This is a genomic window from Ralstonia pickettii (genome assembly GCF_000607165.1).
GTDB lineage: Bacteria > Pseudomonadota > Gammaproteobacteria > Burkholderiales > Burkholderiaceae > Ralstonia > Ralstonia holmesii.
The window spans coordinates 1-13,524 of record NZ_JFZG01000032.1 but is presented as its reverse complement, the minus strand read 5'-3'; the positions used below and the strand labels follow the sequence as shown (position 1 = coordinate 13,524).

The window sequence follows — 13,524 nt, the reverse complement described above, 5'->3', positions numbered from 1 at the left end:
AGCATGAAAAAGGGCCGCATGTAAGCGGCCCTAAGAATGCGCGGAGTCTCCAGGACTAGCTACGAACTACCGCCTGGCGCGCATCAACGACATCGTCGACGGTAAGATGCCCTTCCTGGCCATCAAGCATACGGACTGCACACTGATTGACCGCCTCCTGCAAAACCGCATCAATATTCGCGATCGACTCTCCCTCAAGGAGCTGAACAGTTCGCGCGACAAAGCTGTTTTGTGGAGCAATCCCGCGCTTTTGAAGCCAGTCCATCACGAATTTCTCGGTTCCCAAGGCGTCAGGCGCTTCAAAGCGAACTTTTTCGGTAAACCGACCTCCGCGCATTGCAGCCTCGTCGATATCGTCGACGAAGTTGGTTGCGGCAACAAATACGATATCGGGTGTCTTACCTGAAGCACCGTCCATTGTTGTGAGAATCTTGTTTGTCAGCGCCGCAACGTTCGAAAGCTGTCGATTCCGCAGAATGTCATCCGCCTCGTCGAGGAAGACAATCACCGGCCGAATATCCTTGGCCTCTCGAATGAGTTTGTCCCAGGAAACCGGATCGGCAATCAGCGTGCTTCCTGTCGTTTGCAGGAAGGCCCAACCTGTTGCCTTCGCCAAAGCGCGGGCAGCCTCAGTTTTCCCCGTGCCAGGGGGGCCCCAGAAGACGATGCCAGTCGGAGCCTTCCCGCCCAGTTCTTCGATCTGCCCAATCTTCGACATGCGCGTTGCAATGGCCTTCAGGCGCTTACTGGAAGCAACCGGAAGGATGAGGTCTTCGATATTCTTCGTGCTTTCTGGAATCTTCCCCGCACGGCCCTGCAAAGCCCGCATGGCCGCCATCAGATCGTCAAAGCCAAAGCTGGTCCGGTTGCTCTTGCGCTTTTCTTCACGCAGTTGCTCCCCGACAGATTGAATACGCTTGCTCGAATAGCCCACCCAACGCTTCGCAGCTCTCTCAATCGCCGAGCGTTGGATCTCCGCGTACGGGACAAACCGCTTCAGCGAATTCTCCAACAAGGCCAGGCGCGCCGCCTCATCTGGTGCGGGGACTTCAATCTTGTAGTCGAAACGGCCTTCCCGAGCGCCTGCGGGGTCGAGCCTATCCAAGTAGTTAGTCGCCGCAACAACCACGACGCGATGCGCACGAATATCAACCAACAGAGTGAGCAACGTATTGGTCAGCTTACCTTCCTCGCTGCCGCTTTCGGCCATGCCCGCGCGATCAGCAAGCATGCTCTCGACCTCGTCGAGGAATAGCATGCAGGGCGCGTGAGCTTTGGCCTGCGCAAAAGCCTGCACTACACTTTCCGTCGTCTGGTTCTTCCACCGGCTGGCCACGTCACCCGTCCGAAGCTTGATCATCGGAAGGTCGAATTCGCCTGCGAGGCACTCCGCAAACTCAGTCTTTCCATTGCCTGGCTCACCAAACAGCAGAATGCCATTACGGGGATCGTTTCCTTCTTCTCGTGCGCCGAGGATCTCTTCGGTGGCATGGCGGAGCCGGCCCTTAAGTTCCTCCATGCCAACGAGTGAGGAGAGGTCTTTACGGGGCTTCATGACCGGAAGTTGAGGCAGCCGACTTGCACCTTGCTCTTGCGCGGGATTGCTGGCGAGCTCGCGATCGCGGCTCTCGGAAGCCTCCGGAAATCGGATTGCGAGCCATGGATAGAACGCCAGAATAGGAAGAAAACCCGCAAAGCCCCAAAACTCGCTGGTAGGGGCGCCTCCAAATTGGAGCGCAATCCAGCTGAAGGCGAAAGCAGTGATCGCTGCATAACCGGCGGACCGAACACGTATGGCCGCGAGACCAAACATGACGACCACGACCGAAGCGATTCGCCCATAGAGCGCCACGTCTCTTGCTGTCTGGCTCGAGGTGAACAGCTGGTAGGTCTCCCAACCCCAGGCGACAGCTGTCAACACCGTCAGGACACCGCCGGCGATTACCAGGAGGCCAAGAAGAGTGTCGAAGGGGTTCGACCGCGAGTAGTGGTTCATTTTCCACTCTCCCGGTGGCCGGCGACTTGATGGCGAACCGCCTGAGTTCGAACTTGGCCTTCGCCGGAAGCCGGTACCACGTTAAAGGCGGTGTTGTAGTACAAGCCATAGCCGGCAAGTACAAGAAACAGTATGGTTCGGTAGAGCATCGTCATGATCCGGATCTCCTTATTCGCCAATTTACGCGAGTGGAATCCGGAAACAAGCCCTCTCGACAAGCCTGGGGCTACACCAACAGATGGTAGAGGAACGGTGCCGCCTCCAAGCACGTCCACAAGAGGAGCCCCGCCACTCCCGCAAACAGAACCACTGGCTGTTGCACCAAGAGCCTGGCCAGCGTTACCCCCAGGGCCCCAGACATGGAAGCGCGGACCATTGCATGGAGCTCGACTTCACGTGCTTCCCACTCCGCCTCAGTATCAGGGCCGCTTCGAAGTAGTTTAAGCGCGCCCGCGAACGCTTCCCCGAAGCTCGCACGTCTTTGCTTCTGAGAGGGTTCCTTCACTTTTGTGCTCATTTCGAGTTCCTATTATTGAACGGTGGTGCAACGCGGCCACCGTCCAGTCCCATCACGACTTCGACTTATCGCCGCCGTTGCGCGCTTGAGCCATCGTCGCACGCACACCTCCACCCGACGAGCCAGTTCCCCCACTCGTGGAGCCAGAGCTTGTAGCTGACCTCGAGACTCCCCCTCCTGGTCGAACGCGGTTATAGCCTGCAGCCACTCCTCGTCGCGCTGCATTCCCCACGGCGGCACCAGCATTTCTAGCACCCCGACCGGCAAGCGCTGCCGCCTTGCCACCTGCATAGCCCATACCCTTGTGGGGACCATAGTTCTTCAGATTCGAGAGCGAGCTGAATCCGAAACCGACACGCGAGCCTCCTTGCAGAAGGCCCATCGCAATCCCGTTAATCTCTGCCATCAGATACGAGATGATGAAGGCCAGGACAACGAGAACGACGTACAAGATCACGTTCGTTGCAGTTGAACCAGCAGCAATCGAAGTCATCGTAGTCACGAGAATATTCGTGATCTTGATCATGATGGCGCCAACGACTTGCATCATCCCGGCGCCGATCATGAACTTTAACCATCCATCAAAAAGGAAGGTTGTATACGGCATGATCAGCCACGGAACCATCACCGGCGCAACGGCCATACCGATAAAAAGTTTCGCCTGAGAGAGGATGTAATTGGCTGCCCAAATCGCGGATGCACCTGCGATGACCACCGTAGTAATCACCTTCAAAATGACGATCGCCAGGGCCGCAAGCATCGAGCCCAAGTCAAAGTCACCGATCGTGTGGAACAACGATGAGAACCAACCACCACTCCCGTTTGACGTAGAGCTAGACGAGGAAGCCCCCCCATCCGTCCACAAACTTGAGATTGCAGTGAAGAAACCCTTAAACCCGGCCGCCAAGTTTGCGCCGTCGCTATTGAACTGACTGGCGATGGTCGAGAACGTCCGAACCAACGCATTCTGCGAACTCGAGTTGAGGCACATCATGACGATCCCAAGCATGAGGGTATGCATAATGATGGCTGCGAAAACCTCCCCGAGGGTCTCGCCTTTCAGCATCCCCATCACGCCCGTCCAAACAAACATGACGCTGAACAGGGCCCACTCCAATTCCTTGCCATTGGCGGACAGCGTTCCGCTCATGCTGCTGAACGCGGATTGCAGACTACTCTCAAGACTGTTGAGCTGGCTAGTGACCTGGTTGATGAAGCCTGCGTCTGCCGCACCGATGGACACCGACTGACTACCGCCCGACTGAGCGAAAGCGCTCGTCGAGTCTCCCAATAGCACAAAGAGAATCGCCGCCCAAATAAGAGCAGCGACTACGTTCGACTTAAGGATTTGCATCAGCGCTCCAACCGCGTTCCATAAGATATCTGCGACCTCACCAACCCAACACCTGGCTAGCTGATTGATTGAACAGCAACCGCGAGCCGATTTCGAAGCTCGCAACATTGCGGCAAATCAGTGCGCCACACCCCACCAGCCACCGCCAGTTGTTTTTAGGCCATTCACCAGGTTCGACATGTTTGCGTTGTCTGTGCTGATTGTCTTGTCGACCGTCTGCAAGGCATCGCCGTTTCGTTGCTTTGCGATCTGCTTGTTGAGATCCTCTTGCGCTTTGTCGGCACCATTCATAGCCTGAAGCTGCTGCAACATCTGGGCGCCCTGCATGACCATCCGGTTCATTTGGGTGTTCATCAACTGCATCGACTCGTGGGTACCCGCAGTTGCCGGGATCATGGACTGCCACTGCTTGGCCATTTCGTAGTCTTGTTGAATCGACTGAAGCGTGTTGGCCTCGTTCTGAGCCCGAGTTTTTGCCGCTGCCACGCCGTTTTGGACGTCTGTCTTGAGCTTGTCCATGTACTGATCCCAGGTCATGTTGCTCAACTGAGCCGCGGAGAACTGAGTGCTAATCTGATTGGAGATGCCGTTGAGGTTGCCGTACAGGCTTTGCAGGGAGTTGATATACCCGTTGACGTTCGAAAGATTGACGTTCCGGATCTGCTTGATCGTATTGATCGCATTCGCGGGCATCGCTGCGAGCTGCCTCACCTCCATTTCATACTGGCGGATCTGCGTAGCGTAGGACTGCACTTGCTGGATAACAGACTGCACAGTTTGTGCAGCGGTCATCGCGTTCTGAACGTAGTTCGTCGGATCCCAAACGATGTACTGCGCAGAAGCCGTTGCCGATGAGATCAGCATGAACAGTGCGATGGCAAATTTTTTCATGATTGTTTCCCTTGCAAATTATTTTCGGTCAGCGGAGACCATCCACCAACGACTTGGTGTTCTGGCCGTCTTGATGAATTGCATTGTAAAAAACGCTCCTTGATTCAGCGTCCTGCTTTCGCTTCGCCAATTCGTCCATCTGCGCAGCAGATTTCATCGCGCCGTTCTGGTCGACCAACAATCTCATGACTTGGGCGTTCTGCATAACGAGCCGGTTCATCTGTGCATTAAGTAGCTGCACGTCTTCGTTTGTTCCCAAGGTGGCAGGAATCTGCGCTTGCCATTCAGCTGCCATTGCGAAGTCATCCTGAACCGATTTCAAAAGCGCCGCCTCGTTCTGCGCACGGATCTGCGCCGCTTTGACGTTCGCTTTTACTGCATCTTGTTGCGATGCTAAATAGTCCTGCCAACTACGTCCCGAAAGCTGCGCTTCAGTGAACCGCTTGTTCAAGGCATCAGAAACGTTGTTCAAATCCCCCATGACATTCTTCAAGCTGCCGATGTAGTTGTAGACAGACTGCAAGTCAGTCATTGATACCCCGCCCAATGCAGCCAGCTGTCGGGGATCAAGCGATTTCAACTGCTGTACAGCCATCCGGTACTGCTGGATTTGCGTCGCATACTGTTGAGCCTGCGTGACGACCCGCTGCGCGGTCTGGCCAGCCTTGACAATGTTTTGGGCGAAGTTCGACGGATCGAACACAAGCCCGCCTGTGAACACTGGCATCCCGCCGGCAAAGCACGAACCCGAAATAAACGTGGCGATCACTACTGCGATTAGCTTATTCACTTTCCGCGGCCTCCCCGATGCGCACCAATTCTTCGATGAACTGCTCTTGCCAATCTGGCACCAATTTGGCTTTGAACTCCTCGAATTTCTTCTTGGCCAGCTGATCCGAACGCAGGCATGCAAGCATTTCTGGCGGGAACTTGACGTTCACCATCCGAGACATCCCCTCGGGATTGACAAAGTAATACTGAACTTTACGTTTTGCTGTGCGGATCCGTTCGATCTGTTCGGCATTGAGCTGGAACTTATCGCGGTACAAGTCGAGGTGCGCCATCACGCTCGGATTCGGCAAGAAGATCCGGTTCTGAATGTTGTCGATGATCGTCGTGAAGATATCGCTGTCTGCAATTTCCGCCAAAGATTGTGTTGTCATTCCGACAATTGCATTCTTTTTAGCCAAAGTGCGAAGCCAGTTGTCAAAGCGTTCACGAAGCTTTTTATTCTTCAGGAGATACCAAACCTCTTCGAGGTAAATCAACGTCGGTTTAATTGCCGCCGTTGGATCGAGCGTCAGCATTTCATCAATGCAGAAGAATGCATAGTCGATAAACACTGGCGCCAGAATCTCGTCCTCTAGCAGACCGCCCATCTCAACATCAGTGAAGTCAGACAGCCGGAAGTCATCTTCGACACTGTCGAAATGAGGATACGTGCCGCCGTCCTCGAGCCACGGCAGCAATTCCTTGTAGAGCTCACTCGACAGCGGGCGCACAAAGTCAGCGAGTTCAGACAGCCGCCAGTGCTCAGGGGGCTGATCGGCCAACATGTTCAGGGCTTTGTTGAAGGTAAGCTCATCCTCGGTCTTCCACTCATACGACCGCAAGGTAACGATAAGTTGAAGCCACCGCATTAGCCAACCGCGCTTCGTCAAGTCCTTCACCACGCGCAGCGGATTCATCCGTGGTGGCTTCCCAGTACTGGGGTTCATGTCAATGTGTTTGGCGCCCTGCAGGCCAGAGGTCACGTAGCACGAATAGTCCTTGTCAAAGATCAAGACATTGCAAGGGTGGTACTTGAAGAACTGCGAAATGAGGAAGTTCAGCAACGTGGTCTTGCCGGAGCGTGAAGGGCCGACAACGAAGAAGTGAGGCAGATCTCCCTGGTGGAAGTTGTAGTTAAACGGTACGTTATGCTCGGTGGGCAGCAACGCTAGCGCTGGAATAGGCCGTTGTAGCTGGGCCGACAAGTGCGTGTTGCGCCGGTCACCGGTGCGAATGGCACGAAGCTGGGCAAGATCGGCGAGATTGCCGACGTTCACGAAACCCCATCGAACGATGTTTGCCCATTGGCCTGGCAGAGTCGCAGTGAAGGCCGACAACGCGTACATGCGCTCGCGAACAACTTTCGCGCCGACGAGAGTTCGCATTGCGCTGCCAACTGCCGACAGCGTCTCTTCCATCTCCTTTTCGGTGTCACCGTACGACAGAATGGTCATGTTGTAGTGACCAAACTGCCGCTCACGTGCAGTCAAGTCCTCGAGCGCGGATGCAGCGTCGTCCGCGAGCGCGAGCTTCCCCGCATCGACCTTGTCCGATTCGGTCTTGGTCATCTGCTCGATCATGAGGCTCATCCACGGCTTCGAGGAAGCCATGAAGTGATCCTGTGTGTCCTGTATGTACTTCTGCGCTTTTTCCTTTGGCCAAATCTCAAAACACTGGCTGACGGTGATCTCGCCGTCGATCTGCAGGAGCGGGTCCGTTACACCAGGACCGATGACGTTTGGCCAATTCTTTACACTCATGGCGCCGACGTAGCGGACCACGTCACCTTCGAACTCGAGGTGCTTTTTCTTACGGCGAAGCGTCGAATCCGGGAGATACGTATTGAGATAGATAGGCGTATCAGGCATGGCCACACGATGGTGGTCATTCGGCGGGCTAACTCGCCGATGCATGAACGTCAACAACTCGTTGTTCTGCAGCTTCTTGAATCCGAGAGAGCCGACGGTCGTCTCGAATTCTTCGAGGATCTGACGGAAATGGTTCTCATGCGAATCAAACTGCTCGAATGCGAACGATGCATTTTTGCGCGCGGACGTTGCCGCCGTCCCCAGCTTCCAAAGGGCGGGCAAAAGCCCAACCTTGTAGCGGTCCATATGGTTTGACAGCTTGTCGAAGAAGCCGGAAGTGCCGCCGAGATTCCGGTAGATGACGGCGAAGTAGTGCCGGTTCTCGTATTGGCGTTGCCCGAATAAGTGCTGCTTCCAAGTCAGGTCGAGGTATTTACCGATCGGCGTGGGAAAATCGGCGTCGGGATAATGCTCTGTCCGACGACGGTCCATGATCGACCAGACGAGGATGTGCTCGTCAAAGACCTTCAGCGCCCGCTCGAAGTTTTCAACGTAGCCGTCAGTCTCAATTGGAAGGCGCCCCTCAGCATCAATACCCGCGACCTCATAGACGACCATCAACGACCCATCGACGTTGAATACCATGTCAGAGGCATTCAGCCCCATCCACGGAACCATCTCAGAGAAGCTGCGGACCGATTTGAGGTACGAGCCGAGAATCGCCTTAATGCTCAACATAGGATGTCACGCCCAAAGCCGTGCGGCCGCTTGATTTTTGACTTCCGATCGATCCGGACCCATGGGTCGTAGATGTCAGACTGTTTGCTGTACTGCGTGTAGATCTGGTAGATGTTTTCGTCTCGCTTGGTAAGCCAAACGAGGAACAGATGCAGAAGGACGAAGACGGGTAAATACAACCAGATGCGCCATACCCCAAGCATCGCGACAGCGATCGAGATGTGAACGATCGCAAGGCGCCGCTCGACGCCAGCGATCGTTTGAACTCTCATCAGGGAGGGGTGGATTACTGTGGTGCGCGGTTCGTAATCCATAGCGTCCCCCTTCTCTTAGCAGCCGCTGCCTGCAGCGCCACCCGATGTTTGGATCGCGCCCAACCAGGTAGCTGCTTGCAAAGCGATGGAAATGCCAACGATGACCGCCAAGCCGCGGCCGATCCAACCGCTGACCTCCCCCGCAGCCCACAGCAACCCCAGGATCACCACAACAATCCCTGAGATTGCGTAGCCGACGGGGCCGGTCATAAGGTGGAAAAAATCACACAGAATGCCCGTGATCGGAAGCGTCATTACGGCGAGAGCCGGCGTGGAAGAAATCCCTACAGCCGACAGGAGCGCGAACGCTGCCCATTTACGCTGCTTCTGCGAGATCGTGTTGAATACCGACAGTTGGGACATCAAAAGTTTCATATCGATTGCTCCTATAGATCAGTTTGGTTTCGTACTCTTTCGTCTGGCGGTTAAAGCCATCGACACTCACTACTTCAGCGACAATCCGGTCGTCGCCAACCAGAGTCATGAAGACCATCACCTGGAAGGCAGAAGCGATACGCACTTGAATGCCCTCACGGCTATCAGGCGCGTCACTCGCTTGCGCAACCATGTCCTCGAATCGAATCAACCCTTCCCTGCCGTTGTTAGCGTGCAGGGTCACGAGTGGGCCTGGGTGGCCTGTGTTGGCGGACTGCAGCAAATCGTTTGCTTCTGCACCACGTGCCTCGCCGAGGACGATGCGGTTGGGGTTCTGTCGCAGCACACTCTCGAGCAGCCGCTTTGCAGTAATCTTCCGCTGCAGATCGATTTGCAGACGTACGCTGTTCGGCGCTTTGAGTACAAGCTCCGGCACCTGCTCGATGGTGATAATCCGATCCCCTTCGGGGAAACAGCCAAGTAGCGTGTTGGCGAAAGTTGTTTTCCCCGAACCAGTACTTCCGACGACCGCCACTCCGAGTCGCTTGCGAACAACGTCCACGAGGAAATCCGCGATCTCCTTGGGAAGGGCTCCCTGCCTGATCCAGTCATCCATTGACATGACGACCATGTTGTTTCGCCGGAAACAAATGGTCGGGCCGTCGACCGCCACCGGCGGCAACGTAGCCTCAACGCGGAAACCTGGAAGCTTCGTGCTGACGATTGCATCAGCAGACTCTTGGCTAACGGTGAACCCGGAATTTGACGCCAGCAGCGTGATGGCGGCTTCAATCTGGCTCGCACTGATCTTTGCGCCGGTGCTGAATTGGCGGCCACCCTGCTGGACCCACACGTCGTCCGGCCGGTTGATCATGATGTCCGTTACCGATTGATCATCAAACCACTCTTGCAGAGTCGTCAGGCAGTTCCGGACCTTCGCCAAGACACTCTGTTCGCGCCTGCTCTTCGCGTCCCCAATTGGATCGCTCATCACATCCCCCGTGTGCAACAATCTTTGCCAGCTTCGAATCTACTAGTACTTCTCAGGGAGAAATAGCGAGAAACGCAGCCTAAGAGGGGGATGTTTCCGGGGCGAACAGGTTACGAACCGAAGATCCTTTGCGAGTTGGCGAGCATGACTGCAACAGGCAGCGCCATGACAAGCGCCCAAAGGGGCATGAACAACGGGGTCACCGGCAGCGGGGCAACCAGGTACATGACCGGGAAGAAGATGATCCAAAGCAGAGCGTGCGCTGCGAGCGAAAATGCGCTCGGATTCTGATATGCGAATCCCGCCAGCTTCTTTGCACGCGTCATGTAGCCATCAACCACGCAGGCCAAGAGGAACGGAGCTACGTAAGCCAACCAATGCGCGATGATGAACACACGGATCATCATCCCGTAGAGATTGATCACCATAGAGCCGAAGTAAGAATTGGTGAGCGCGGAAAAGTGCTTCAAAGCACCGCTCATCGCATGTGCCTTGCGCACATCGTCTTCTGACAGATGTGTCTTGTTTAGATCTGCGATAAATCCGGTATCCACGAAGGCGGCCTTGTACACAGCTTTCGCCCGGCCAACAATGTGCTCCGTCATGTCGTCGCCGAAGACCGAACGCGTCATTTCAACTTCGCGGGCTACCCGGTCCAATCCCGACTGCACCGACACCAAGGCCGGCACAGACAATAGGACGACCAGGGTTAGCAGGATCCAGAACTTGAGATGCAGTCCCCATTTCATCGCGCGGCTCCAGATCTTGCCTGCTCTAACGTTCCGCCCGGCAGCTCACTTACCCGACCAATATCTTTGGCCGTCATGATCCGGCTACAAAGCAGATATCGATTCCCCAGTCGGGCTTCAGGCTCCGGGGGAGGGATGCGGACAAATCTGATTGTTTCCAGACCAAGGCGGCGGGCCCATGAACCGATGGGTTCTTCAAACGGCGGCCAAGTACGCCTCCGACCGGATGCGTCAAAGCCGACCGCGATGTATTCCATGGCGACGTCGGCCGAAAGAGCGAGCGACTCTAGGAAAGCAACCATTGAATCGGTGCTTCTGCGGGACGTCTCGTACACTTCAAGAAACCGTTGGATTGCGGTCCGTATTGCCTCAACGACCAATGATTCACCGTCGGCACCTGGATAGCTTTCAGACAGAATCTCGCAGAACTTCATGGCCGATTGTTGCAAGGTCGGCCATTGATGGAAGATCGGCCGCGCCGACGCCTTCGTTTCCGTGGAACGGAGGACGTTCGCCAGAATTACGTCCCCTTGCCGGCTGATGCTTGATACGTTGACCTCTCGCGCGCCTCGGGTGCGCTTGCGAAACTCGGTTCCAGCGAGGTCGATTACCTGCGATTCCATAGCTTGCTTCTTGCGTGATTTATGGAGGTGGACATTCACTCGTTACAGAACGAGTTTTGGAATGCGCCCCTTGATGACAGTGCCTCGATTCCAGACCGCCATGTAATGCAGGTCAGGCAGCTTGCTCATGAGCGTGATCGGAAAAAGCTCTGTGGCCTCCTCCGAGACTGTTTCGCTCACCGATCCACCGAATTCGATGCCGTGGTCTTCTGTCTTCGAATTTCGGCCATGGCTTCGCGAAACCTTCTTGATGAATGTTTCGCCAATTTTCTCGGCGATGATTTCCTGCGTATCAGCGTCTTGCGTTGCACCCGCGATCAGATTGTTGAAGTTCCCTATCATTCGCTTCGCTTTTACTTCTGACCCTAGCTTGTCTGCAAGGTCGGCAAAGGTCTGGCCGCAAGCAATGATGTCAAGGCCCGCGCCGCGGCCCTTATTGAGTTCCTGAATCACAGGCTCACACATCACGTCGCCCCACTCGTCGATCAAGACCACAATGCGAGACTTGTCTTTGACATTCTTGTCGTAGTTGTAGCGCTCACCCGCAACGGCCTGGAGATCAGACAAGAGTGCTGCCGCGATCGCCGATCCAACTTCCGGGTCGCTCAGAGAATCTAGTCCCGCATAGAAGATGTACCCACCGTCGACGATTTTCTTGGTGTCAAAGATTGGCCGCGGATCGTCGATGTCGTCGTAGTCAGGGCTAAGAAGACCCTCCAACTCGCCGGCGGTAAGTTTGGTGAGGAGCGGCAGTAGGAGAACCATCATCTTTGCGAACCACTCACGATTCGACCGTACGGTGCTAATCAGCCCCTTGATCTGCCGTGGTTGTTCTCGCTCAGGGACAGCAGTCTCAAAGAACTCCACATAGGCGCGCAACTCAGGGGAGGCGCCTTCCATATCGCCGCCCTTTCCTTTCTCCGGCTTGTTGTACTTTGAAACAAGCGGAGCGACCTGGCTCTCCCAGAGTGGGACGTTGAGGGTGAAGAATTTCCTCAGAGCCTTTTCCAGAAGCTTCTGCGCCCCGTTAAGGTTTTGGATCGCGTCGAGCAAAGACGACCAGGACGGGCGTGTGCCGGTATAGATTTGTGCCTGAGCCACATGGTTGACCTGCATCCACACGAACGACCGAAATGACTCGTCACCATCGGAGGGAATCAAAGAAGAAATCCGGGAAGCAACCTGTGTCTCGCGGTCCCAGTTCTTAAGCGTATCGATTCGCACGGACTCCGAGGGAAATGCAGGGTGGAACGTAAGCACCTTCTCGGGCCGCCCCGATAGCGTGCCAGCGTTCCTCGCAATCTCCTTAAGATCGTGGTCACCTTTTGGGTCCAGGATGACAATCGTGTAGCCGCGCAACGCAAGCTGGTACACCAGCAGGCTGTACAACGTTGTCTTGATTGCGCCGGTGGTTGCCAAGACGGCCGTGTGTCCTTGCATGGCCGTCAGCGGCATCAGCATGTCGCTTTCTTCCGCAAGCCCATGAATCCATTGAAGACCCTTGGCATTCTTCGGGTCGAGCTGAGAGCCCTTTAGTCCTCGAACCTTCAAGAACCATTTCGGTGGGTAGACGGCGGCAAGATCACGCTTCATGATCTCCGTTGCCTGCTGAGTATGGCTTGGCTCCCATCTGAAGCCCCACCCTAGCCACAGGTTGTCACCGAACTTCGGAATGTTGATTCGAACTACGTCTGCCTTCAGGAACGTGAACGGTTTTCCTGCCAAATTTGCCTTGAAATCCCAAATCCGTTTCGCCTGACTTCCGCGCCAAAGCAGCATGCCCGCAGATCCAGCACCCATCCAAAGAAACGCCGAGGTGCTGATATCCGAAGTAAGAGCGATGCCCGTCATTGAGACCAGCGACACACCCCACGCCGCCGCGGACCGGGCTTCATACGTCGGACGGAAGAGGTTCTGGAAATCGATGATCATGCACTTACCCCAAGATGCTGAGCCGCGTGGGCCGCAAGGACCAAACAAGGTGTGTCTTTCTCGGAGCCAGGTAGGCGCCGCTGATGTTGCTTTTTCCCAGGATTCTTGGGGTCCACGTAGAGCAAGTTGAGTCGATCCAATTCGTCAATCAGTGCAGGCAAAGGCGCCCCCAACGTTCCGGCGTACTTGAAGCTCACGCAAAGCCCATCGCGGTCCAACAGAAAAAACGCCTGATGATCACCAGACCGGTAGTCTGAGATCAACTTTCCCAGCGTCTCCGCTAAGAACGGTTTGTACTTTGCGCGGAACTGTTCGGGTACAAACTGCGCGTATGAGAAATCCGTTTGATCGCCCGAAGTAAGAGTCTGTGAGGGTGCCGCTGTTTGGCGGGCATTTTGCAAGCCACTCGGTGCACCCGCTTCTGTAATCGGAGGATCCAAACGGGCTCCATCAACCTTGTCGCTC

At 55.4% G+C, this 13,524-nt stretch carries 12 protein-coding genes and 1 pseudogene; all 13 read right to left on the bottom strand.

Annotation, left to right across the window (positions count from 1 at the left end; translation table 11 throughout):
* Positions 1 to 55 precede the first annotated feature (55 nt).
* The gene (locus BG83_RS0125615; protein WP_024979431.1) at positions 56 to 1,996 is read right to left on the bottom strand and encodes an AAA family ATPase; all 1,941 of its coding nucleotides are present in this window, start codon (positions 1,994 to 1,996) and stop codon (positions 56 to 58) included.
* Positions 1,993 to 2,151, bottom strand: a complete 159-nt coding sequence (locus tag BG83_RS29755) for a hypothetical protein (protein WP_182557894.1) — start codon at positions 2,149 to 2,151, stop codon at positions 1,993 to 1,995. Before BG83_RS29755 ends, BG83_RS0125615 begins: the two co-directional genes overlap by 4 nt.
* A gap of 414 nt (positions 2,152 to 2,565) precedes the next feature.
* A complete protein-coding gene (locus tag BG83_RS0125600; RefSeq protein ID WP_024979429.1) occupies positions 2,566 to 3,867 on the bottom strand; it encodes a type IV secretion system protein in 1,302 nt (433 codons plus the stop codon).
* A gap of 117 nt (positions 3,868 to 3,984) precedes the next feature.
* A complete protein-coding gene (locus BG83_RS0125595) occupies positions 3,985 to 4,758 on the bottom strand; it encodes a conjugal transfer protein (RefSeq protein ID WP_024979428.1) in 774 nt (257 codons plus the stop codon).
* A 28-nt stretch (positions 4,759 to 4,786) separates the two neighbouring features.
* Positions 4,787 to 5,548: a conjugal transfer protein gene (locus BG83_RS0125590; RefSeq protein ID WP_024979427.1), complete on the bottom strand. Its 762-nt coding sequence runs from the start codon at positions 5,546 to 5,548 to the stop codon at positions 4,787 to 4,789.
* On the bottom strand, positions 5,541 to 8,075 hold the full coding sequence (locus BG83_RS0125585; RefSeq protein ID WP_024979426.1) for a VirB4 family type IV secretion system protein: 2,535 nt from the start codon (positions 8,073 to 8,075) through the stop codon (positions 5,541 to 5,543). Before BG83_RS0125585 ends, BG83_RS0125590 begins: the two co-directional genes overlap by 8 nt.
* Positions 8,069 to 8,389, bottom strand: coding sequence for a VirB3 family type IV secretion system protein (locus tag BG83_RS0125580; protein ID WP_024979425.1), 321 nt, complete (start codon positions 8,387 to 8,389; stop codon positions 8,069 to 8,071). The genes BG83_RS0125585 and BG83_RS0125580 overlap by 7 nt, the downstream gene beginning before the upstream one ends.
* Before the next feature lie 15 nt (positions 8,390 to 8,404).
* Positions 8,405 to 8,764, bottom strand: coding sequence for a TrbC/VirB2 family protein (locus tag BG83_RS0125575; RefSeq protein WP_024979424.1), 360 nt, complete (start codon positions 8,762 to 8,764; stop codon positions 8,405 to 8,407).
* Positions 8,706 to 9,755, bottom strand: coding sequence for a CpaF family protein (locus tag BG83_RS0125570; protein ID WP_024979423.1), 1,050 nt, complete (start codon positions 9,753 to 9,755; stop codon positions 8,706 to 8,708). Before BG83_RS0125570 ends, BG83_RS0125575 begins: the two co-directional genes overlap by 59 nt.
* Before the next feature lie 110 nt (positions 9,756 to 9,865).
* A complete protein-coding gene (locus BG83_RS0125565) occupies positions 9,866 to 10,504 on the bottom strand; it encodes a DUF4400 domain-containing protein (protein WP_024979422.1) in 639 nt (212 codons plus the stop codon).
* Positions 10,501 to 11,127, bottom strand: a complete 627-nt coding sequence (locus tag BG83_RS0125560; protein WP_024979421.1) for a hypothetical protein — start codon at positions 11,125 to 11,127, stop codon at positions 10,501 to 10,503. The genes BG83_RS0125565 and BG83_RS0125560 overlap by 4 nt, the downstream gene beginning before the upstream one ends.
* A gap of 42 nt (positions 11,128 to 11,169) precedes the next feature.
* Positions 11,170 to 13,059 (bottom strand): conjugative transfer system coupling protein TraD, encoded by a 1,890-nt coding sequence (gene traD / locus BG83_RS0125555; protein ID WP_024979420.1) that lies wholly within the window; start codon positions 13,057 to 13,059, stop codon positions 11,170 to 11,172.
* A pseudogene (locus BG83_RS29965) lies at positions 13,056 to 13,524 on the bottom strand (hypothetical protein); the annotation flags it as partial. The pseudogene BG83_RS29965 and the gene traD, both read right to left, overlap by 4 nt.

Excerpts from the sequence above, each read along its gene's own strand:
- BG83_RS0125615 (WP_024979431.1), bottom strand. The coding sequence starts at position 1,996 with ATGAACCACTACTCGCGGTCGAACCCCTTCGACACTCTTCTTGGCCTC.
- BG83_RS29755 (WP_182557894.1), bottom strand. The coding sequence starts at position 2,151 with ATGACGATGCTCTACCGAACCATACTGTTTCTTGTACTTGCCGGCTAT.
- BG83_RS0125600 (WP_024979429.1), bottom strand. The coding sequence starts at position 3,867 with ATGCAAATCCTTAAGTCGAACGTAGTCGCTGCTCTTATTTGGGCGGCG.
- BG83_RS0125595 (WP_024979428.1), bottom strand. The coding sequence starts at position 4,758 with ATGAAAAAATTTGCCATCGCACTGTTCATGCTGATCTCATCGGCAACG.
- BG83_RS0125585 (WP_024979426.1), bottom strand. The coding sequence starts at position 8,075 with ATGTTGAGCATTAAGGCGATTCTCGGCTCGTACCTCAAATCGGTCCGC.
- BG83_RS0125580 (WP_024979425.1), bottom strand. The coding sequence starts at position 8,389 with ATGGATTACGAACCGCGCACCACAGTAATCCACCCCTCCCTGATGAGA.
- BG83_RS0125575 (WP_024979424.1), bottom strand. The coding sequence starts at position 8,764 with ATGAAACTTTTGATGTCCCAACTGTCGGTATTCAACACGATCTCGCAG.
- BG83_RS0125570 (WP_024979423.1), bottom strand. The coding sequence starts at position 9,755 with ATGAGCGATCCAATTGGGGACGCGAAGAGCAGGCGCGAACAGAGTGTC.
- BG83_RS0125565 (WP_024979422.1), bottom strand. The coding sequence starts at position 10,504 with ATGAAATGGGGACTGCATCTCAAGTTCTGGATCCTGCTAACCCTGGTC.
- BG83_RS0125560 (WP_024979421.1), bottom strand. The coding sequence starts at position 11,127 with ATGGAATCGCAGGTAATCGACCTCGCTGGAACCGAGTTTCGCAAGCGC.
- traD (WP_024979420.1), bottom strand. The coding sequence starts at position 13,059 with ATGATCATCGATTTCCAGAACCTCTTCCGTCCGACGTATGAAGCCCGG.